Source organism: Vagococcus sp. WN89Y, from assembly GCF_052220145.1.
Lineage (GTDB): Bacteria > Pseudomonadota > Gammaproteobacteria > Enterobacterales > Enterobacteriaceae > Kosakonia.
The window spans coordinates 100829-120450 of sequence record NZ_JBQPOM010000011.1 but is presented as its reverse complement, the minus strand read 5'-3'; the positions used below and the strand labels follow the sequence as shown (position 1 = coordinate 120450).

Annotated in this window: 17 protein-coding genes; 4 read left to right on the top strand and 13 right to left on the bottom strand. The window is 54.9% G+C overall.

The window, feature by feature from the left end:
* Positions 1–11: 11 nt before the first annotated feature.
* The 3 genes from lspA to ribF are packed head-to-tail and all read right to left on the bottom strand — an operon-like array spanning position 12 to position 4315.
* Positions 12–512, bottom strand: a complete 501-nt coding sequence (gene lspA, locus ACTU3N_RS02415) for a signal peptidase II (protein ID WP_443084532.1) — start codon at positions 510–512, stop codon at positions 12–14.
* Positions 512–3328 (bottom strand): isoleucine--tRNA ligase, encoded by a 2817-nt coding sequence (gene ileS / locus ACTU3N_RS02410; RefSeq protein WP_443084531.1) that lies wholly within the window; start codon positions 3326–3328, stop codon positions 512–514. The genes lspA and ileS overlap by 1 nt, the downstream gene beginning before the upstream one ends.
* A gap of 45 nt (positions 3329–3373) precedes the next feature.
* On the bottom strand, positions 3374–4315 hold the full coding sequence (ribF, locus tag ACTU3N_RS02405) for a bifunctional riboflavin kinase/FAD synthetase (protein WP_443084530.1): 942 nt from the start codon (positions 4313–4315) through the stop codon (positions 3374–3376).
* A 326-nt stretch (positions 4316–4641) separates the two neighbouring features.
* Here ribF and rpsT point away from each other — a divergent pair, with 326 nt between their 5' ends.
* The gene (rpsT, locus tag ACTU3N_RS02400; RefSeq protein ID WP_054192231.1) at positions 4642–4905 is read left to right on the top strand and encodes a 30S ribosomal protein S20; all 264 of its coding nucleotides are present in this window, start codon (positions 4642–4644) and stop codon (positions 4903–4905) included.
* 47 nt (positions 4906–4952) lie between these two features.
* On the opposite strand, the gene nhaR is transcribed toward rpsT, so the two are convergent.
* The 4 genes from nhaR to dnaK form a co-directional block, all read right to left on the bottom strand.
* Positions 4953–5852: a transcriptional activator NhaR gene (gene nhaR / locus ACTU3N_RS02395; RefSeq protein ID WP_443084529.1), complete on the bottom strand. Its 900-nt coding sequence runs from the start codon at positions 5850–5852 to the stop codon at positions 4953–4955.
* Between the two features lie 31 nt (positions 5853–5883).
* Complete coding sequence (gene nhaA / locus ACTU3N_RS02390) at positions 5884–7047, bottom strand: Na+/H+ antiporter NhaA (RefSeq protein ID WP_443084528.1); 1164 nt, start codon at positions 7045–7047, stop codon at positions 5884–5886.
* 158 nt (positions 7048–7205) lie between these two features.
* The gene (dnaJ, locus tag ACTU3N_RS02385; protein ID WP_443084527.1) at positions 7206–8351 is read right to left on the bottom strand and encodes a molecular chaperone DnaJ; all 1146 of its coding nucleotides are present in this window, start codon (positions 8349–8351) and stop codon (positions 7206–7208) included.
* Positions 8352–8437: 86 nt separating this feature from the next.
* Positions 8438–10351 (bottom strand): molecular chaperone DnaK, encoded by a 1914-nt coding sequence (gene dnaK, locus ACTU3N_RS02380; RefSeq protein WP_443084526.1) that lies wholly within the window; start codon positions 10349–10351, stop codon positions 8438–8440.
* 293 nt (positions 10352–10644) lie between these two features.
* Between dnaK and satP the strand changes: the two genes are divergently transcribed.
* A complete protein-coding gene (gene satP / locus ACTU3N_RS02375; RefSeq protein WP_443084525.1) occupies positions 10645–11211 on the top strand; it encodes an acetate uptake transporter in 567 nt (188 codons plus the stop codon).
* Positions 11212–11290: 79 nt separating this feature from the next.
* On the opposite strand, the gene ACTU3N_RS02370 is transcribed toward satP, so the two are convergent.
* The 3 genes from ACTU3N_RS02370 to tal all read right to left on the bottom strand — a co-directional run bounded on the left by ACTU3N_RS02370 (position 11291) and on the right by tal (position 14364).
* Complete coding sequence (locus ACTU3N_RS02370) at positions 11291–12589, bottom strand: MFS transporter (protein WP_443084524.1); 1299 nt, start codon at positions 12587–12589, stop codon at positions 11291–11293.
* 122 nt (positions 12590–12711) lie between these two features.
* Complete coding sequence (mog, locus tag ACTU3N_RS02365; RefSeq protein WP_443084523.1) at positions 12712–13299, bottom strand: molybdopterin adenylyltransferase; 588 nt, start codon at positions 13297–13299, stop codon at positions 12712–12714.
* A 111-nt stretch (positions 13300–13410) separates the two neighbouring features.
* Positions 13411–14364, bottom strand: coding sequence for a transaldolase (tal, locus tag ACTU3N_RS02360; protein ID WP_443084522.1), 954 nt, complete (start codon positions 14362–14364; stop codon positions 13411–13413).
* 247 nt (positions 14365–14611) lie between these two features.
* On the opposite strand from tal, the gene ACTU3N_RS02355 reads away from it, so the two are divergent.
* Positions 14612–16042, top strand: coding sequence for an alanine/glycine:cation symporter family protein (locus tag ACTU3N_RS02355; RefSeq protein ID WP_443084521.1), 1431 nt, complete (start codon positions 14612–14614; stop codon positions 16040–16042).
* Between the two features lie 80 nt (positions 16043–16122).
* A complete protein-coding gene (yaaA, locus tag ACTU3N_RS02350) occupies positions 16123–16896 on the top strand; it encodes a peroxide stress protein YaaA (RefSeq protein ID WP_443084520.1) in 774 nt (257 codons plus the stop codon).
* A 29-nt stretch (positions 16897–16925) separates the two neighbouring features.
* Here yaaA and ACTU3N_RS02345 read toward each other — a convergent pair whose 3' ends face one another.
* From ACTU3N_RS02345 to thrB, 3 genes are all read right to left on the bottom strand, one after another.
* Entirely contained in the window at positions 16926–17207 is a 282-nt protein-coding gene (locus ACTU3N_RS02345; RefSeq protein WP_443084519.1) for a DUF2502 domain-containing protein, read from the bottom strand.
* 194 nt (positions 17208–17401) lie between these two features.
* Positions 17402–18688: a threonine synthase gene (thrC, locus tag ACTU3N_RS02340; RefSeq protein WP_443084518.1), complete on the bottom strand. Its 1287-nt coding sequence runs from the start codon at positions 18686–18688 to the stop codon at positions 17402–17404.
* 3 nt (positions 18689–18691) lie between these two features.
* A complete protein-coding gene (thrB, locus tag ACTU3N_RS02335; RefSeq protein WP_443084517.1) occupies positions 18692–19621 on the bottom strand; it encodes a homoserine kinase in 930 nt (309 codons plus the stop codon).
* Position 19622 lies beyond the last annotated feature (1 nt).

Below are 19622 nucleotides of genomic sequence, written 5' to 3'. Positions count from 1 at the left end.
GCTTTAGTCGCTTACGCTTGCTTCTTCGCAGCACCAGAAGGAAGAAAGCCTTCCAGCACTATTAGCGCCGCGCCGACACAGATTGCGGAATCGGCAAGGTTAAAGGTAGCAAAATGCCAGTTGCCGACATAAAAATCGATCATATCGACAACGAAGCCATGCCATAAACGGTCAAACAGGTTGCCAAGCGCGCCGCCGATAATCAGCGCATAGGCAATATTATTCAGTTTTTGTGACGCTTTGGCGCGATACATCAGCACCGCCAGCACCACGCAGATACCTATAGCGATACCGGCGAAGAACCAGCGCTGCCAGCCGCCGCTGTCAGCCAGAAAACTGAACGCGGCACCATAATTACGCGCATAGTGCAGATTGAGCGACGGGAACAGCGACACCGTATCCCCCAGAGCAAAGTTCCGGAGGATCAGGTATTTACTGCCCAAATCGATAATCAGCACGGCCACCACCAGCCACAGCCAGCGCAGTCCTGTTGAAAAGATCGGTTTACTCATCAGGCAAACTTACGTTTTTCGCCGTCACCGGCGACATTGCTTACACAGCGTCCGCAAATGTCTGCGTGTTCCGCCACCTGGCCAATATCGGTCGTGTAATGCCAGCAGCGCGGGCACTTCTCGCCTTCAGCCTTGTCCAGAGCGATTTTCAGCCCTTTGAGCAGTTCGCTCTGCTGGGCCTGTGCGCTTGCGTTGGCATAATCGTCAACTTTCGCGCTTGAGGTCAACAGGACAAATCGCAATTCATCACCCAGCGCAATCAGCTTCGCCGACAGCTCAGGTTCTGCATACAGGGTTACCGCAGCTTCCAGCGAACTGCCCACTTTCTTGTCGGCGCGCGCCTGTTCGATGACCTTGTTCACTTCACCACGCACTTTCAGCAGCTCGCTCCAGAAAGCGTCATTCATCGCTTCCGTTTCGGCAAGGCCGAACAGACCATCGTACCACTCGCCGGTAAAGACGTATTTCTCGCGCTCGCCAGGCAGGTAGCCCCAGATTTCATCAGCCGTGAAAGACATAATCGGCGCCATCCAGCGCACCAGCGCTTCTGCGATGTGATACAGCGCGGTCTGGCAGCTGCGACGCGCGACGCTATCCGCTTTTGCGGTGTACTGGCGGTCTTTGATGATATCAAGGTAGAACGACCCCATCTCGATGGAGCAGAAACGCATCAGGCGCTGCACCACTTCGTGGAAATCATACGACTCATAGGCTTTCAGGATATCGTCCTGTGCCGCTTTCGCGCAGCCTACCGCCCACCTGTCCAGCACCACCATATCTTCCGGCTTCACCATGTCTTTTGCCGGATCGAAACCATTGAGGTTTGCCAGCAAAAAGCGCGCGGTGTTACGGATACGACGGTAGCTGTCGGCAGCGCGCTTGAGGATCTCGTCGGAGACCGCCATCTCGCCGGTGTAATCGGTAGAAGCGACCCACAGACGCAGGATATCCGCGCCCAGTTTGTTCATCACATCCTGCGGCGACACGGTGTTGCCGATGGATTTAGACATTTTGCGGCCCTGGCCATCAACGGTAAAACCGTGAGTCAGTACCTGGCGGTACGGCGCTTTGCCTTTCATCGCCGTGGAGATCATCAGCGAAGACATAAACCAGCCGCGATGCTGATCCGAGCCTTCCAGATACATATCCGCAGCGTGACCGGCGAATTCCGGGCGCACATCCACGACGGACGCATGGGTAGAGCCGGAGTCGAACCAGACGTCCAGCGTATCCGGCACCTTGACATAGTTGTCGGCGTCGTCGCCCATGATGTCGCGCGGATCGAGATCCCACCACGCCTGGATACCATCCATTTCTACGCGTTTGGCCACTTCTTCGATCAGTTCCTGAGTACGCGGGTGCAGCGCTTCAGTCTCTTTGTGGACAAAGAGCGACATCGGTACGCCCCAGGTACGCTGGCGCGAGATACACCAGTCCGGACGGTTAGCGACCATAGATTCGATACGCGCCTGGCCCCAGTCCGGGATCCACTGCACGCCTTTGATTTCCTGCAACGACTGCGCGCGCAGGCCTTTCTGATCCATGCTGATAAACCACTGCGGCGTCGCGCGGAAAATGATAGGTGTCTTGTGACGCCAGCAGCACGGATAGCTGTGCAGCAGTTTTTCCACGTGCAGCAACGCGCCTTTTTCACGCAGCAATTCAACAACAATATAGTTCGCTTTGAAGACGTTAACACCATCAAGCGTCGGATAGGTACCCGGCAAATAGGTGCCGTCCGGGCCTACCGGGTTAGCGGTTTCCAGACCATATTTCTGGCCGATGACATAGTCATCCGGGCCGTGGCCAGGCGCGGTATGCACCGCACCGGTACCCGCATCCAGCGTGACGTGATCGCCAAGGATGGCCGGTACGTCGAAGCCGAGGAACGGATGCTCAAAGCGCAGCAGCTCAAGCTCCGTACCTTTGACCGTACCCAGCACGCTGTAATCGGTAACGCCAATGCGCTTCATCACGCTCTCGACCAGATCTTTTGCCAGGATCAGCGCCTTGCCATCTAACTGCACCAGCGCGTATTCAAACTCCGGCGACAGGGAGATAGCGCGGTTAGCCGGCAGCGTCCAGGGCGTGGTGGTCCAGATAACCAGCGAAATGGAGCCGTTGACGTGGGTTACGCCAAATTTCGCTTTCAGCGCATCCTGATCAACGCCGGTAAAAGCCACGTCGATAGAAGGAGACGTTTTGTCGTAATACTCAACTTCTGCTTCAGCCAGGGCTGAACGGCAGTCAACGCACCAGTGCACCGGCTTGGCGCCTTTATGCAGGTGACCGTTGCCGATGATTTTGCCCAGCGCGCGGATGATATTGGCTTCGGTTTTGAAGTCCATGGTCAGATACGGGTGCGACCAGTCGCCCAGCACGCCCAGGCGGATAAAGTCGGCACGCTGGCCGTCAACCTGCTCCGCCGCGTATTTACGGCAGGCGGCGCGAAACTCGGCGGCAGACACTTTTTCGCCCGGTTTACCGATAAGCTGTTCAACTTTCAGCTCGATAGGCAAGCCGTGGCAGTCCCAACCCGGCACATAGGGCGAGTCATAACCGGTGAGCCCTTTGGACTTCACAATAATGTCTTTCAGAATCTTGTTAACCGAGTGACCAATATGAATGCTGCCATTCGCATAGGGAGGGCCATCATGCAGAATGAAGGTTTTTTTGCCTTTTTTCGCCGCACGGATGATGCCGTACAGGTCATCATCAGTCCAACGCGCCAGCATCCCCGGTTCACGTTTGGCGAGATCGCCACGCATCGGGAACCCTGTTTCCGGCAAATTCAGGGTTGATTTATAGTCACTCATCAGATTCTCGGTTCCGTATTTCGGTTTGATTAATACTACCAGGCCTTAAGAAGCCGGTTTAGATAGCCCAAAAAATTCCCGGGCCGCCACCTCATCTCGGGCGATTTGCGCTTTCAGCTCATCAAGGGAGGCAAAGCGCTGCTCGTTGCGCAACTTTTTACGCAGAATTACATCTATATGGCGTCCGTAAAGGTCCATTACAACGTCCAGCAGATGAACTTCCAGCTGCTGGCGTACGCCTGCGACCGTTGGGCGAGTGCCAATATTGGCGACGCCGGGTATCAGAGTATCGCCCAACCCCGCCACTTCTACCGCATAGACCCCTTTTACCGGGGAAACCAGACGACGAAGCGGTACATTCGCCGTCGGAAAACCTATCGTGCGCCCCAGCTCATCGCCGTGCACCACGCGCCCGGAGATACTGAACGGATGGCCGAGTAACGTTTCAGCCAGCGCCAGATTATCGTCGGCCAGTGCCTGACGCACCGCCGTGCTGCTAACGCGCGCACCGCAATCATAAAAGGTTCGGGTGCTGGCGACGGCAAAGCCGTACTCTTCTCCGGCCTTCTGTAATAACAAGAAATCGCCCTGGCGACCAGCACCAAAGCGGAAATCGTCACCAACTGCGAGAAATTTCACACCGAGACGATCAACCAGCAGGTCGCTGACAAAATTTTGTGCGGTCAGCGCCGCAAAACGGCGGTCAAAGCGCACGCACACCACGTAGTCGACCCCGCAACTGGCCAGCCAGCGCAGCTTTTCACGCAGACGCGTCAGGCGCGCCGGGGATTTTTCACCGGCAAAAAGCTCAAGCGGCTGCGGTTCGAAAATCATGACCACCACCGGCAGCCCAAGCGCACGGCCTTCTTCGCGAAGCCCCTGCAGCAGCGCCTGATGCCCCCGATGAACACCATCAAAGTTACCAATAGTCAGCACACACCCATAAGGGGCCTGGCTGAGATTATGTATGCCGCGTATCAGCTTCATGTCTGGCTCAAAACAGTGAAAATCGACGGATTATACCTTGTACAGCGGGCAACGTTAACCGACGATTGACTTAACCCGCCAGAAAGGGGAAGGATTTCATCATACTGCCGCCTGCGTGTATGAAAAACTGCCCGGAAGAGCGATTTTTCTGGTGGAAAAGCTGTATTCGCGACACGCAAGCTGTTAGAATCCTGCGCCATCACTACGTAACGAGCGTCGTATATTAACGGCGCTTATTTGCACAAATCCATTGACAAAAGAAGGCTAAAAGGGCATATTCCCCGGCCTTTGAATTGTCCATATAGATCATATTTGGGAGTTGGACCTTGGCTAATATCAAATCAGCTAAGAAGCGCGCCATTCAGTCTGAAAAGGCTCGCAAGCACAACGCTAGCCGTCGCTCTATGATGCGTACTTTCATCAAGAAAGTATACGCAGCCATTGAAGCTGGCGACAAAGCAGCTGCGCAGAAAGCATTTAACGAAATGCAACCACTCGTGGATCGTCAGGCCGCTAAAGGTCTGATCCACAAAAACAAAGCAGCGCGTCATAAGGCTAACCTGACCGCGCAGATCAACAAACTGGCTTAATCTCCCGTTTGTTGGCTTTGTGAAAAAACCCGCTAAGGCGGGTTTTTTTATGCCTGAGGCGTGGCGAACAGCTGCGAATAATCGCGGTTACAGATGCGCTGCACCGCCGGGTGCTGAATCATCCGCTCGGCAAAAATCGCGTGATACTCCTCCATCACGTTATCCACTCGCCCAATCTCGACAACCCGCTCGTCGGGGAAAAAGTCGTGGGCGTAAAGCGTTGGAGCAACAAACACCGCATGGTGCGCCACGCCAAACGCCTTCATCAATGCCGCGTCGTCAAACTCGCCGAGAATCTCCACCTGCAACCCCTGAGCGGTAAACCAGTTCAACAGCTTGCGCCCAAGCATGGAGCGGCGGCCGGGCACCAACAAACGGCACTCTTCGAGGCACGCGGGAAATGGTTTTTGCGGCAGCGGCCCGCAGCACCAGAAACTCACGCTGCACTCGCCGATTTTGACTGAAAACAGCCCTTCTTGCTGGGTAGAATCAATCGGACAGTCGGAAATTATCATATCGAGCTTGTGCTGGCTTAACTGCTCCAGCAGCATCTCATGGGTGGACTCAAAACAACGCAGGTGGATTTGCTCGCCATTTTGCACCGCCGCATCCAGAATACCGCTGACCAGGCGCTTGGAGAGCGCATCGGCAATGCCGACGTCAAACAGCAGGTTAGACTCTTTGCGGTAATTGATGGTATCGAGCATCTCCTGACTTAGGGTGAACATCTTGTCCGCATAGCGAAACACCAGCTCCCCTAGCTCCGTGGGCTCCAGCCCCCGGCCCTTACGCTTAAAAAGCTTGCCCTGCAACCGCTCCTCAAGCGCTTTGATCTGCCCGGTGATGGTTTGCGGCGTCAGATAGAGCGCCTCCGCCGCGCCAACGACGGAGCCTTCCCGATAAACGTGCCAGAAATAGTAGAGGTGGTTGTAATTAATGTAAGACATAGATGATTCGCCTCCCTGCTCATCATATCGGTTAAGTGCGTACGATACGCGTGCGTAACAGACAATAGCCGACCACCGCTGATGCGATGGAACCGGTCAGAATCCCCAGCTTGCTCCAGGCAATCATATCAGCATGCGCATCGCCAAAGGCCAGCGAGGAGATAAATATCGACATGGTAAAGCCAATGCCGCACAACACGCCCACCGCCATAATTTGCCTGAATACCGCGCCTTTCGGCAGTTGCGCCAGACCAAGACGAAGCGCCAGCCAACAGAATATCGTAATTCCGACAGGTTTACCGATAAACAGCCCGGCAATAATCCCCAGCGGCAGCACATCTGTAAGTCCGGTAAGCGACATGCCATCCAGCGACACGCCTGCGTTGGCAAAGGCAAACAGCGGCAGAATCAGCCATCCTACCCACGGATGAATCGCATGGATCAGCTGACGCGAGGGGGAAACGCCCTCTTTCTCGCGCAGCGGAACAAAGAACCCTACGATAACCCCTGCAAGCGTTGCATGCACGCCGGACTTCAGCACCGCCGTCCACAATATGACGCCCACCAGCATATATACACCGATACGCCGTACATTGCAGGCGTTAAGAATGGCCAGTACCGCAATGGCTCCCGCCGCGATAGCCAGCGACGTTGTGGACAGATCGCTGGTATAGAAAAAGGCGATGATGATGATCGCGCCCAAATCGTCAATGATAGCCAGCGCCATCAAAAACACTTTTAAGACGACCGGTACGCGGTTGCCCAGTAACGCGAGCACGCCAAGCGCAAAAGCGATATCGGTTGCGGTAGGAATCGCCCAGCCATGACGCGCCAGCGGATCGTGGAAATTAAACGCCAGGAAAATAAGCGCTGGCGCAACCATGCCGCCAAGCGCCGCGATAACCGGAAACACGGCCTGCTGGCGACTGGCAAGCGCGCCCTGCACCAGCTCATATTTCACTTCCAGACCGACCATCAGAAAAAACACCGCCATCAACGCATCGTTGATCCACAGCAGCATGTTTTTATTGATTTCCAGCTCGCCGAATTTTAGCTGGACAGGCATATTCAGAAAGCCATGGTAAAACCCTTGCGTCGCATCAAGGTTGGCGCACAACATGGCCAGTGCCGCTGCAATGATAAGTACGATGCCCCCAGAGACATCACTGCTAAAAAAACGTTGTAGAAACTTCATTTTTATCCACTCGTTTATTATTCCTTCGTACCGGATATCTTACTCTGCGCAAAACTTCGATAAAATCAGATTATTGTTGGGTATAAACTCTGATTTTACGAGTAATGGGCGCAGCATAAAAAAAAGCCCGGCATTTGCCGGGCTGAGGTGCGTGATGCTTAACGCGTGAGATCGTCGAAAAATTTCTTCACGCCGTCGAAGAAGCTCTTGGAACGCGGGCTGTTTTTCTCGCCCGTCGGGCCGCCAAAGCTGTCCTGCAAATCCTGAAGCAGCTGTTTCTGCTTCTCGTTCAGGCCAACTGGTGTTTCCACCACGACACGGCACAGTAAATCGCCCTGCGCGCCGCCGCGTACGGACTTCACGCCCTTACCCCGCATACGGAACAGTTTGCCGGTTTGGGTTTCGCTTGGCACTTTCAGCTTCACGCGACCATCCAGCGTCGGCACTTCGATTTCACCGCCCAGCGCCGCCATCGCAAAGTTGATCGGCACTTCGCAGTAGAGGTTGTTGCCCTCACGCTCGAAGATCGGGTGCTGTTTAACCTGCACCTGAACGTACAGATCGCCTGCTGGCGCGCCGTGTTCACCGGCTTCACCTTCGCCGCTCAGACGGATACGATCGCCGGTATCCACGCCTGCCGGGATTTTAACGGACAGGGTTTTGGATTTTTCCACACGCCCGTGACCGTGGCATTTGTTGCACGGATCTTTAATCAGCGTGCCGCGCCCCTGACAGTGTGGACAGGTCTGCTGCACAGCAAAGAAGCCCTGGCGCATCTGTACCTGACCAGAACCATGACAGGTCGGGCAGGTCTGCGGTTGCGTGCCCGGTTTGGCGCCGCTGCCGTGGCAAACGTCGCACTCTTCCAGCGTCGGAATGCGGATCTCTTTGGTCACGCCGCGAACCGCTTCTTCCAGCGTCAGCTCCATGTTGTAACGCAAATCTGCGCCACGAGCCGCGCGCTGACGACCACGGCCGCCGCCGAAGATATCGCCAAACACATCGCCGAAAATATCGCTGAAGTCAGCACCGCCACCAAAGCCGCCGCCGCCAAATCCGCCGCCGCCCATACCGCCTTGCTCAAACGCGGCGTGACCATACTGGTCGTAGGCTGCGCGTTTCTGCGCATCGGTCAGCACTTCGTAGGCTTCTTTGATTTCTTTAAATTTTGCTTCGGCCTCTTTATCGCCCTGGTTGCGATCCGGGTGATATTTCATGGCCAGGCGCTTATACGCCTTTTTGATTTCACGCTCTTCCGCTGTTTTCGGAACGCCTAAAATCTCGTAATAATCTTGCTTCGCCATTGTTTTTATCTGCCCCTTAACACACGAGCACGGGCGTGGAGAGAACTCCGACGCCCGTGCTGGTTATCTACCCTGCATTAGGGCGATTATTTTTTGTCTTTCACTTCTTCGAACTCAGCGTCAACAACATCGTCATCTTTCGCGTTGTTCGCAGAAGCGTCAGCGCCTGCCTGCTGCTGCGCATGCTGCTGCTGTGCGATTTCCAGCAGTTTCTGGGAAACCTGCGCCAGCGCCTGCATTTTCGCTTCGATATCCGCTTTGTCTTCGCCTTTCAGTGAAGTTTCCAGCTCGGTCAGCGCAGACTCGATAGCAGTTTTGTCTTCTGCCGGCAGCTTGTCGCCTGCTTCTTCAACCTGCTTACGGGTGCTGTGCAGCAGATGGTCGCCCTGGTTACGGGTTTGCACCAGCTCTTCGAACTTACGGTCAGCTTCAGCGTTCGCTTCCGCGTCACGTACCATTTTCTGGATTTCTTCTTCGTTCAGACCAGAAGATGCTTTGATAGTAATCTTCTGCTCACGGTTGGTATTCTTGTCTTTTGCAGAGACATGCAGAATACCATCGGCGTCGATATCGAAGGTCACCTCAATCTGCGGCATACCGCGCGGAGACGGGTTGATGCCATCCAGGTTGAACTGGCCCAGCGATTTGTTATCCGCCGCACGTTTACGTTCACCCTGCAGCACATGGATAGTTACCGCAGACTGGTTGTCTTCCGCCGTCGAGAACACCTGGCTGTGCTTGGTCGGGATAGTGGTGTTTTTGTTGATAAGCGGAGTCATTACGCCGCCCATGGTTTCGATACCCAGCGACAGCGGGGTAACGTCCAGCAGCAGAACGTCTTTCACTTCGCCCGTCAAAACACCGCCCTGAACCGCAGCACCGATAGCCACTGCTTCGTCCGGGTTGACGTCTTTACGCGGATCTTTGCCGAAGAACTCAGCCACTTTTTTCTGCACCATCGGCATACGCGTCTGGCCACCGACCAGGATAACGTCGTTGATGTCAGAAACGGACAGGCCAGCATCCTGCAGCGCAACTTTCAGCGGCTCGATGGAACGGTTCACCAGGTCTTCAACCAGGCTTTCCAGTTTCGCGCGAGTCACTTTAATGTTCATGTGTTTCGGACCGGTCGCATCTGCTGTGATGTACGGCAGGTTAACGTCGGTCTGCTGTGCAGAGGAAAGCTCGATTTTCGCTTTTTCTGCCGCTTCTTTCAGACGCTGCATCGCCAGCGGATCGTTACGCAGGTCGATGCCCTGATCTTTCTTGAACTCTTCTACCAGATAGTTGATCAGACGGCTGTCGAAGTCTTCACCACCGAGGTGAGTATCACCGTTGGTTGCCAGTACTTCGAAGGTTTTTTCGCCTTCAACTTCATCGATTTCGATGATGGAAATATCGAACGTACCGCCGCCCAGGTCGTATACCGCGATAGTGCGGTTACCGGTTTCTTTATCCAGGCCGTATGCCAGCGCAGCCGCTGTCGGTTCGTTAATGATACGTTTTACTTCCAGACCTGCGATACGACCGGCGTCTTTGGTTGCCTGACGCTGCGCATCGTTAAAGTACGCAGGTACGGTGATAACAGCTTCAGTTACCGGTTCGCCCAGGTAATCTTCCGCGGTTTTCTTCATTTTTTTCAGCACTTCCGCGGAGATCTGCGGCGGCGCCATTTTGTTGCCTTTTACATCAAGCCATGCGTCGCCGTTATCTGCCGCGATAATTTTGTACGGCATAATAGCCACATCACGCTGGACTTCTTCGTCCTGGAAGCGACGGCCAATCAGGCGTTTGATCGCAAACAGGGTGTTTTGCGGGTTCGTCACTGCCTGACGTTTAGCCGGCTGACCTACCAGAGTTTCACCATCCTGTGTATAAGCAATGATTGAAGGAGTTGTGCGATCACCTTCTGCGTTTTCCAGCACGCGAGCCTGAGCGCCATCCATGATTGCTACACAAGAGTTGGTTGTACCCAGGTCGATACCAATTATTTTACCCATCTAAACGTCTCCACTAAAAATTCGTCATCATGTGGTTGTGAACCTGTAATAAGGGCGAAACGTGCCGTTTCAACTGCCCGTACTCTTTTTTTTTCAGGTTCACCACTGCGGTTGTCTACAAGATGGGGTCGCCGCGCGTCTCATCAAGGGGGAAGGCCAAAAAAATTTCAAATTTACACCTGTTCAGATCATAGACAGGTGTTATAGCGCTCATTATGATGCCGCGCCCGTTTGCTTAAAAGTGATACGGGAACCTTTATTTCATTATTCATTGTTGATTTTTTTGGGGAATTATGGGCAACACTAAGTTGGCTAACCCGGCTCCGCTGGGCTTAATGGGCTTCGGCATGACCACCATTCTGCTTAACCTGCACAATATTGGTCTGTTCCCGATGGATGGCATTATCCTGGCGATGGGTATTTTTTATGGTGGTATTGCGCAAATTTTTGCCGGCCTGCTTGAGTACAAAAAAGGCAACACCTTTGGTTTGACCGCATTCACCTCGTACGGCGCTTTCTGGTTGACGCTGGTTGCGATTCTGCTGTTGCCAAAAATGGGGCTTACAGAAGGCAGCAATGGGCACTTCCTGGGCGTTTATTTAGGTATCTGGGGTGTATTCACACTGTTTATGTTCTTCGGCACGCTGAAAAGCGCGCGCGTCCTGCAATTCGTTTTCCTGAGCCTGACCGTGCTGTTTGCGCTGCTGGCGGTAGGTCACCTTGCTGACAACGAAGAGATTGTCGAAGTGGCGGGCTGGATTGGCCTGGTGTGCGGTGCCAGCGCTATCTACCTGGCGATGGGCGAGGTGCTGAACGAGCAGTTCGCACGCACCGTGCTGCCAATCGGCGAGCGGCATTAATCTCTGTTCAATATAGAAAATGCGAAGCCTGGCTTCGCATTTTTTTGCCTGTGACTTACCCGCTGATAACAAAAGTGTATCAGGCCGGGTGTTCCGCTACCGCGTCCTGATGCCAGATATCCTGGCGCAACCAGATGCCCAGCGCCAGGCCAATCAGCGACAGCGCCAGCACATACCAGGCCGGTGCCATCGGTGAAACGCCCATCAGCATGGTGACGGCTATCGGCGTCAGCCCGCCGAAAATCGCATAGGAAACGTTATACGAGAACGAGATCCCGGTAAAACGCACCTCCGCCGGAAACGCCCGCACCATGACATAAGGCACCGCGCCCACCACACCGACACATAAACCAACCAGGCCATACAGCATAAAAAGCTGCTCAGGATGCGTACCTACCCGGTGGTAAAAGAGCCAGCTGGAACAGGCAAGCAACAGGCTGCCGAAGATAAAGGTACGGCTGGCGCCGATTCTGTCGACCAGCAGCCCGGCGGCCAGGCAGCCGAAGCACAGCATAATGGTGGCGATACTGTTTGCCTGGAGCGTCAACGCAGGGGCCAGGCCGTACTGTTTTTGCAGCCAGACCGGCGACATTAAAATCACCACCACAATCCCGGCGGAGAGCAGCCAGGTCAGCAACATCGAAATCACCACCGCTTTTTTATGCCTGAGCACCACGGATTTAACCGGTAACTCCTGGGCCAGCGCTTTACGCTGTTGCATCTCCAGAAAGATGGGCGTCTCCTGCAACCAGCGGCGCAGATACATGGCGACCAGGCCAAATGCGCCGCCCAGCAAGAAAGGAATACGCCAGCCGCCGTCGTGAATACTCTGCTGGCTCATGCTGGTGTTTACCAGCGTGGCAACAACCGACCCCAACAGAATCCCGACCGTTAACCCGGCGGTCAGCGTGCCGCACGCAATACCGATACGCCGCGCCGGAACATGCTCGGCGACGAACACCCACGCGCCGGGCACTTCCCCGCCAATAGCCGCACCTTGCAGCACGCGCATCAGCAATAAAAGCAGCGGCGCAACGATGCCCATCGAGGCATAGGTCGGCAGCAAACCGATGGCCAGCGTCGGTACGGCCATCAATAAGATACTCAGCGTGAACATTTTCTTGCGGCCAACCAGGTCGCCGAAATGCGCCATCACGATGCCGCCCAGCGGACGCGCCAGGTAACCTGCGGCAAAAATGCCGAAGGTCTGCACCTGGCGCAGCCATTCAGGGATATCCGCTGGAAAGAAAAGTTCGCCGACGACGGCAGCGAAAAAGACAAAAATAATAAAGTCGTAAAACTCCAGCGCGCCGCCGAGGGCAGCAAGCGTCAGCGTTTTATAGTCTTGTCTGTTCAGAGGTCTTGTGTAATTTTCCATAGCGTGCCGTTGTATTTATGAAGTGCCGGTTTAAGAACATCACCTGTAAAGTAAAAATTACTATAACGTAAATAAATCAACACGCCATATCCGACGACGCTTATGTCATAAAACATCTCTTTTCAGGATAAACTCTCGCGCCGTGCGCTCTTAGGTCGGAAAGATGCTACCACTTGCGGATTGGTTTCCACGTAAGGCCCATCAAGGAGCTGTACACAATATGGTACGCTGGCGAAGATACCGGCGACCTTTACCTCGCCGTTCGCCTCTTTTAGCCCTTCCAGCGTCTCTTTGATCGACTTCGGCTGCCCCGGAAGATTAAGAATTAGCGCCTGTTTTCGAATGACGCCAACCTGGCGGGAAAGGATCGCGGTGGGCACGAAATTGAGGCTTATCTGGCGCATCTGTTCGCCAAAGCCGGGCATTTCACGATCGGCCACGGCAAGCGTCGCGTCTGGCGTCACGTCCCGGCGCGCAGGCCCGGTACCGCCGGTCGTCAGCACCAGATGGCAGCTCATCTCATCCACCAGCTCGCACAGGGTTTGTTCGATGATGCTTTGTTCGTCAGGGATTAGCCGGGTTTCGATATGAAAAGGCGTGGTCAGTGCGCTGGCCAGCCACTCTTCGAGAGCCGGGATGCCTTTGTCCTGGTAAACGCCGCTGGACGCGCGATCGGAAACAGAAACCAAACCAATGCGTAGTGTATCCATTATTCATTCCATTCATAAAAAGGTACTTAGATGAAATGATACACGTTGCGGGGGAAGTCAGACAGAGTGCAAAGAAGTCAGCGTGACCGGGAGCCCGGCCACGCCTGAGGATTACAGCAGATCGCCAATCATTTTTTCCAGTTTTTCCTGGTCGACAGCAAACTTACGGATACCGTCCGCCAGTTTGTCGACCGCCATTGGATCCTGGTTGTGCTGCCAGAGGAACTCTGCTTCGGTGATGCGTTCCGGGCGCGCTTTCACTTCGCCGGTGTACGCCAGTTTGCGCTCAACGGCACCTTCACTCTCAGACAGCTCTTTGAGCAGCGCCGGGGCAATCGTCAGACGGTCGCACCCTGCCAGTTCAATGATTTCGCCGGTGTTACGGAAGCTTGCGCCCATCACCACGGTTTCATAGCCGTGCTGTTTGTAGTACTGGTAGATTTCGCTTACCGACACCACGCCCGGATCTTCAGCCGGTGCGTACTCTTTCTTATCGGTGTTGGCTTTGTACCAGTCAAGGATACGCCCGACGAACGGGGAGATAAGGAACACGCCCGCTTCCGCACAAGCACGCGCCTGCGCAAAGGAGAACAGCAGCGTCAGGTTACAGTTGATGCCTTCTTTTTCCAGCTGTTCAGCGGCACGGATGCCCTGCCAGGTAGAAGCCAGCTTGATCAGGATACGATCGTTGCTGATGCCCGCATCGTTATAGAGTTTGATCAGGCGTTTTGCTTTCGCAATCGAGGCTTCGGTGTCATAAGAAAGACGCGCGTCAACTTCAGTAGAGATACGACCAGGGATCAGTTTCAGGATTTCCAGACCGATATTCACCGCCAGTTTATCCGTCGCATCAACCACTTGCTGAGCACGATCGCTGCTTTGCGCGCGCGCCCATGCCACGGCATCATCGATCAGTTTGCGGTATTCCGGGATTTGCGCAGCGTTCAGGATCAAAGAAGGGTTGGTGGTGGCATCCTGCGGCTGGTACAGCTTCATTGCCGCGATGTCTCCGGTATCAGCCACGACTGTTGTGTACTGACGCAGGGAGGTCAATTTATCCGTCATGATAGTGTTTCTCTTTAAACGATACCTTGAATCAATCACGCTCAGCGCAAGCCGCTGAACGCAAAAAACACGAGTATCCTGTTAGGGGGATGTAACCGGTCTGCCAAGATGATAACACGACGCACTGGCAGCGCAACCGCAGACAATGCTGCGAAAATTGTGTGGTAAACTCATTTTCAGATAATTACCGGCACGAGATGCGCAACGCACTCCTGGCGGGCAACCGGCATCAACAAGAGGAATGTTAATGCCACAATTCTTCTCATTTATCAGTGAAATACTCTGGGGATCGTTAATGGTTTACCTGCTGGCAGCAGCAGGGATCTGGTTTGCATTTCGCAGCCTGCTCGTCCCCTTTCGCTATATTACCGACTTCGGTAAGAGTCTTAAAAGCAGCCGTGTTGCGCAACGCGGAGCGCTTTCATCCTGGCAGGCGTTATGCCTGAGTCTTGCCACACGCCTGGGGAGCGGAAACCTGGCGGGTGTCGCATTTGCACTCACCACCGGCGGCCCCGGCGCGATTTTCTGGATGTGGGTATCCGCCCTGCTCGCTATGGCAATCAGCTTTGCGGAGTGTTCGCTGGCGCAACTCTACAAAACGCGTGATGAGGATAACCAACTGCGCGGCGGCCCCGCGTGGTATATGGAGCGTGGCCTCGGTATGCGCTGGATGGGGGTGCTGTTCTCCGTATTGCTGCTGTTCACCTATGGGCTGGTGTTTAACACTATTCAGTCCAGCGCAGTATCGCGCGCCATGGAAGACGCCTGGGAAATACCCGGCATAGTGACCGGCCTGCTACTGGTGGTGGTTTCGCTGTTCTTTGTACTTAAAGGGATAAGCAGCATTGCGCGCCTGATGCAGTGGATAGTGCCGCTGATGGCATGTGCCTGGGTGCTTATCAGCATGGGGGTGAGTGTGTGGCACGCCGACTTGCTACCGGGTGTGTTGGCCACCATTTTTAAAAGCGCCTTCGGCTGGCATGAAGCCGCAACAGGGACGATGGCCTGGACGCTTGGCCAGGCGGTGACCAGCGGTTTTCAGCGCAGTATGTTCGCTAACGAAGCAGGTATGGGCTCAACACCCAATGCCGCAGCCGCCGCCGCTTCCTGGCCGCCGCATCCTGTTGCGCAAGGTATCGTGCAGATGATTGGCGTGGTCACGGACACCTTTTTCGTCTGCACAGCCAGCGCACTGGTGCTGTTGCTGGCGGGAGTTTCGCCGGTTGAGGGCGTTTTTGGCGGCATCCAGTCGATACAAAAAGCCATGGTGTCGTTAACCGGCGACTGGGGCGCAGGCTTTGTCGCCATCATCGTTGTGCTGTTTGCCTTCACCTCCATCGTTGCGAACTACACCTACGCCGAGAACAACCTGGTCTTTTTACGCTGTAACAGTCGGCGCAATCTCTGGTTATTGCGCACCGGTACGCTGGCGATGGTACTGCTCGGTTCGGTGATCAGCGTACCGCTGATTTGGTATGTGGCGGATGTGACGATGGCGCTGATGGCGCTGATTAATCTGACAGCAATCCTGCTGCTTTCTCCGATTGTCAGCCTGCTGGCTAAAGATTACCTGCGCCAGCGTAAGCTTGGCGTGATGCCTGTGTTTGACCCGCAGCGCTACCCGGAAATCAACCGCCAGCTGGCGCCGGGGAGCTGGAATAAAATCCCCCGTTCGTAACGCTAATCGCAACTATCGATCCGGCCTGTTGTTTTTTTTGCTAAAGTCAGCGCAATTTTCTCGCACAGCAAGGACTGAGTATGCTGATTCTGATTTCACCTGCTAAAACTCTCGATTATCAAAGCCCGCTGGCGACCACGCGTTACACCCAGCCGGAACTGCTGGACCATTCGCAACAGTTGATTGACACCGCACGTCGCCTCTCTGCGCCGCAAATCAGCAAACTAATGGGCATCAGCGACAAGCTTGCCTCATTAAATGCTACGCGCTTTCATGACTGGCAGCCTGATTTCACCCCGGACAACGCACGCCAGGCGATTCTGGCCTTCAAAGGGGATGTGTACACCGGTTTGCAGGCAGAAACCTTTAGCGAGACGGATTTCGATTTTGCGCAACAGCATTTACGTATGTTGTCTGGTTTGTACGGCGTGCTGCGCCCGCTGGATCTGATGCAGCCGTATCGCCTGGAGATGGGTATTCGCCTGGAGAATGCCAAAGGCAAAGACCTGTATCAGTTCTGGGGCGATGTAATAACCAATAAGCTGAATGAAGCCATCGCCGCTCAGGGCGATGACTATGTGGTGAACCTGGCGTCAGATGAGTACTTCAGATCGGTGAAGGTGCAGAAACTCGCCGCGCAAATCATCAAGCCTGTGTTCCTTGATGAGAAAAACGGCAAGTTTAAGGTCATCAGTTTCTACGCCAAAAAAGCCCGCGGGCTGATGAGCCGTTACATCATTGAAAATCGCCTGACGAAGCCGGAGCAACTGAAAGCATTTAATAGCGAAGGCTATTTCTTTGATGAAGAGGCATCTGATGCGCGCGAGCTGGTGTTTAAGCGCCACGAGCAGTAACACATCCTCTATAAAAGAGGATGCAAACGTTAGCGATGGTGCCATGCCTGGCGCGGGCGGTCGTGACTTACCCGGCTGTTATCATGGTGCTTAATCGAGGGGCCATGCGGTTGCCAGCGGTTATCGCGCCACTGGTAGTGTTTTTTCCACCAGCCGTGGTCGCGCCAGTGGCCGCCATCCCAGTAATTGCCATGTTTGTCACGATCCCCTATATGCAGCGTCACCGAAGGGAAAAGGGTAATTTCTGCGGCCTGGGCCGCCAGGGGAGCCACCAACATTAAAGAAAGGGCTAACATTACAGGTTTTAACATAGGTTACTCCTTACATCATCGTGCCCACAGCGGGCTGATATCAGGAGCATACAAAAAGTCGCCACGGGTTGTTAGCCTCCGCAATCCGATTCGCTAACCGCCCGCATTTATTGGGAATTACTGCTTTTTTCCTGCCATTTTTCTGCATAATTTCTCCCTATTTCCCCCGCCTTTTAGCAGGGGAAACAGAGAAATTACGCTTTGCGCATGAGAAGCTCACGCAACGCGGCGAAATCAGCCGGTAGCTGATGGGACAGCAGCGGTAAATCGGCGCGATCTGCCAGCGCTTTCGGCAATACCAGCGTCTCGCCAAGAATCGCTTCCACGCTCTCTTTAAATTTTGCCGGATGCGCGGTGCCAAGAAACAGCCCATATTCACCAGGGTGCAACCTGTCGCGCAGCGCACGGTATGCCACCGCCGCATGCGGCTCCGACACATACCCTTTGCCTTTTAACTCATGCAGCGTTTCTTTGGTGGTTTCATCATCCACCGCCGCATAGCCCAGCTCGTTCAGACGCCAGATTTTACGGCGGAAAATCTCCTCCACGCGCGGCCAGTTATTCGGCTGGCTAACATCCATCGCATTCGATAGCGTTGCCTGCGTGGCTTTCGGCTGCCACTCACCCTCTTTCAAAAAGCGTGGCACCGTATCGTTGGCATTGGTGGCGGCGATAAAGCGCTTCACCGGCAGCCCCAGTGATTTCGCCAGCAGCCCGGCGGTCAGATCGCCAAAATTACCGCTCGGTACCGACACCACCAGCTGATTACGCGCCTCTTGCGGCAACTGGGCGACGGCTTCGAAGTAGTAACAGATTTGCGCCAGCAATCGGCTGATATTGATAGAGTTCGCCGAGTTCAGCCCCAGCGCGGCTTTCAATTCTTCATCATCGAAAGCATGTTTCACCAGCGCCTGGCACGCATCGAAATCCGCATCAATCGCCACGGTTTCGATATTCCCTCCCAGCGTGCAGAACAATTTTTCCTGCAACGGGCTGATTTTACCCTGCGGATAGAGGATCACGACGCGCACGTTTTCCATGCCGTAAAACGCATGGGCGACCGCCGCGCCGGTATCGCCGGAGGTCGCCGTCAGAATCGTCACCGGCTTGTCGCCGCTGACGGTGCTCAGCATTTGCGCCATAAAGCGCCCGCCGAAGTCTTTAAACGCAAGCGTAGGCCCGTGGAAAAGCTCCAGGCAACCGATATCGCTCTCAACCGGCGCCACCGGTGCAGGGAAAGCGAACGCTTCGCGCACGCGCTCTTTAAGGACATCCTGCGGGATCTCGTCGCCAATAAAGGCCGCGAGGATCTTCGCGCTGCGGCTGACGAAATCCTGGTTTAGCATCTCGTCGATTTCTGTCAGGCTAAATTCCGGCAGATCGTGCGGGAAGAACAGCCCCTGATTTTTGCCCAGCCCCTGCGTCACGGCCTGCGCAAAGCTGACCTGCTCATTGTGATCTTTTAAGTTGTAGAGTTTCATTAGTTATCCCACTACGCGTGCGCCCGCCGTGTCCAGCCGGCAAATATGAACGAAGCCTTCCTGATTTTGCAGATAATGTTGACCCAGCCAGTCGGCTACCCGCTGCGCGGTATCCGGCTTATCGCACAGGGCAAACAGCGTCGGGCCGGAGCCTGAAATGCCGCAAGCCAGTGCGCCAATATCTGCCACCGCCTGCCGCGCAGCGGCAAAGCCTGGCAGCAGCTTGACGCGGTACGGTTCGGCAATCACGTCTTTCATTAATTTCGCCGCCAACGCAGGCTGGCGGGTATAGCAAGCATGAATAAAGCCCGCCAGATGCCGCCCGTGAGCGATACAATCCTGGCGGCGATACTGCGCAGGCAAGATAGCCCGCGCTTCGGCGGTGGAGACCTTAATGCCTGGATAGGCAAGCACCCACAGCCATTCATCAAAGCCTGGCACCTGCTGGCTGATTATGCCGCCCTCTTCAATCATCAGCTGCATGCCGCCGAGAAAACAGGGCGCGACATTATCGTAATGGACGCTGCCGGAAATGCGCCCTTCCAGCTCCCCCATTAGCGCCAGCATACGTGCATTATCGAGCGGCTTACCGCAAAACTCGTTCATCGCCACCAGCGCCGCGACCACAGAACAGGCGCTGGAGCCAAGCCCGGAGCCGATCGGCATGTTTTTCTCCAGCGTCATCGCGACCGGCACCTGCTTGCCAATCTCCTGGCAGAACAGCTCCCAGCACTGGTAAACAATGTTCTCCCGTGGTTCGGCTGGCAGTTTGCTGGCAAACCGACCGAGGTTTTTCAGGCTAAACTGGCTGGCAGCCTCTACCGAGACATTATCGCCAAGCAGCGTACCGTCAACGGGCGTCACCGCCGCGCCGAGGACATCGAACCCAACGCTCATATTGGCGCTGGAAGCCGGTGCATACACCTTCACCATG

Bases quoted from the DNA above. Each gene is read 5' to 3' on its own strand.
- lspA (WP_443084532.1), bottom strand. From the start codon at position 512: ATGAGTAAACCGATCTTTTCAACAGGACTGCGCTGGCTGTGGCTGGTG.
- ileS (WP_443084531.1), bottom strand. From the start codon at position 3,328: ATGAGTGACTATAAATCAACCCTGAATTTGCCGGAAACAGGGTTCCCG.
- ribF (WP_443084530.1), bottom strand. From the start codon at position 4,315: ATGAAGCTGATACGCGGCATACATAATCTCAGCCAGGCCCCTTATGGG.
- nhaR (WP_443084529.1), bottom strand. From the start codon at position 5,852: ATGTCTTACATTAATTACAACCACCTCTACTATTTCTGGCACGTTTAT.
- nhaA (WP_443084528.1), bottom strand. From the start codon at position 7,047: ATGAAGTTTCTACAACGTTTTTTTAGCAGTGATGTCTCTGGGGGCATC.
- dnaJ (WP_443084527.1), bottom strand. From the start codon at position 8,351: ATGGCGAAGCAAGATTATTACGAGATTTTAGGCGTTCCGAAAACAGCG.
- dnaK (WP_443084526.1), bottom strand. From the start codon at position 10,351: ATGGGTAAAATAATTGGTATCGACCTGGGTACAACCAACTCTTGTGTA.
- satP (WP_443084525.1), top strand. From the start codon at position 10,645: ATGGGCAACACTAAGTTGGCTAACCCGGCTCCGCTGGGCTTAATGGGC.
- ACTU3N_RS02370 (WP_443084524.1), bottom strand. From the start codon at position 12,589: ATGGAAAATTACACAAGACCTCTGAACAGACAAGACTATAAAACGCTG.
- mog (WP_443084523.1), bottom strand. From the start codon at position 13,299: ATGGATACACTACGCATTGGTTTGGTTTCTGTTTCCGATCGCGCGTCC.
- tal (WP_443084522.1), bottom strand. From the start codon at position 14,364: ATGACGGATAAATTGACCTCCCTGCGTCAGTACACAACAGTCGTGGCT.
- ACTU3N_RS02355 (WP_443084521.1), top strand. From the start codon at position 14,612: ATGCCACAATTCTTCTCATTTATCAGTGAAATACTCTGGGGATCGTTA.
- yaaA (WP_443084520.1), top strand. From the start codon at position 16,123: ATGCTGATTCTGATTTCACCTGCTAAAACTCTCGATTATCAAAGCCCG.
- ACTU3N_RS02345 (WP_443084519.1), bottom strand. From the start codon at position 17,207: ATGTTAAAACCTGTAATGTTAGCCCTTTCTTTAATGTTGGTGGCTCCC.
- thrC (WP_443084518.1), bottom strand. From the start codon at position 18,688: ATGAAACTCTACAACTTAAAAGATCACAATGAGCAGGTCAGCTTTGCG.
- thrB (WP_443084517.1), bottom strand. From the start codon at position 19,621: ATGGTGAAGGTGTATGCACCGGCTTCCAGCGCCAATATGAGCGTTGGG.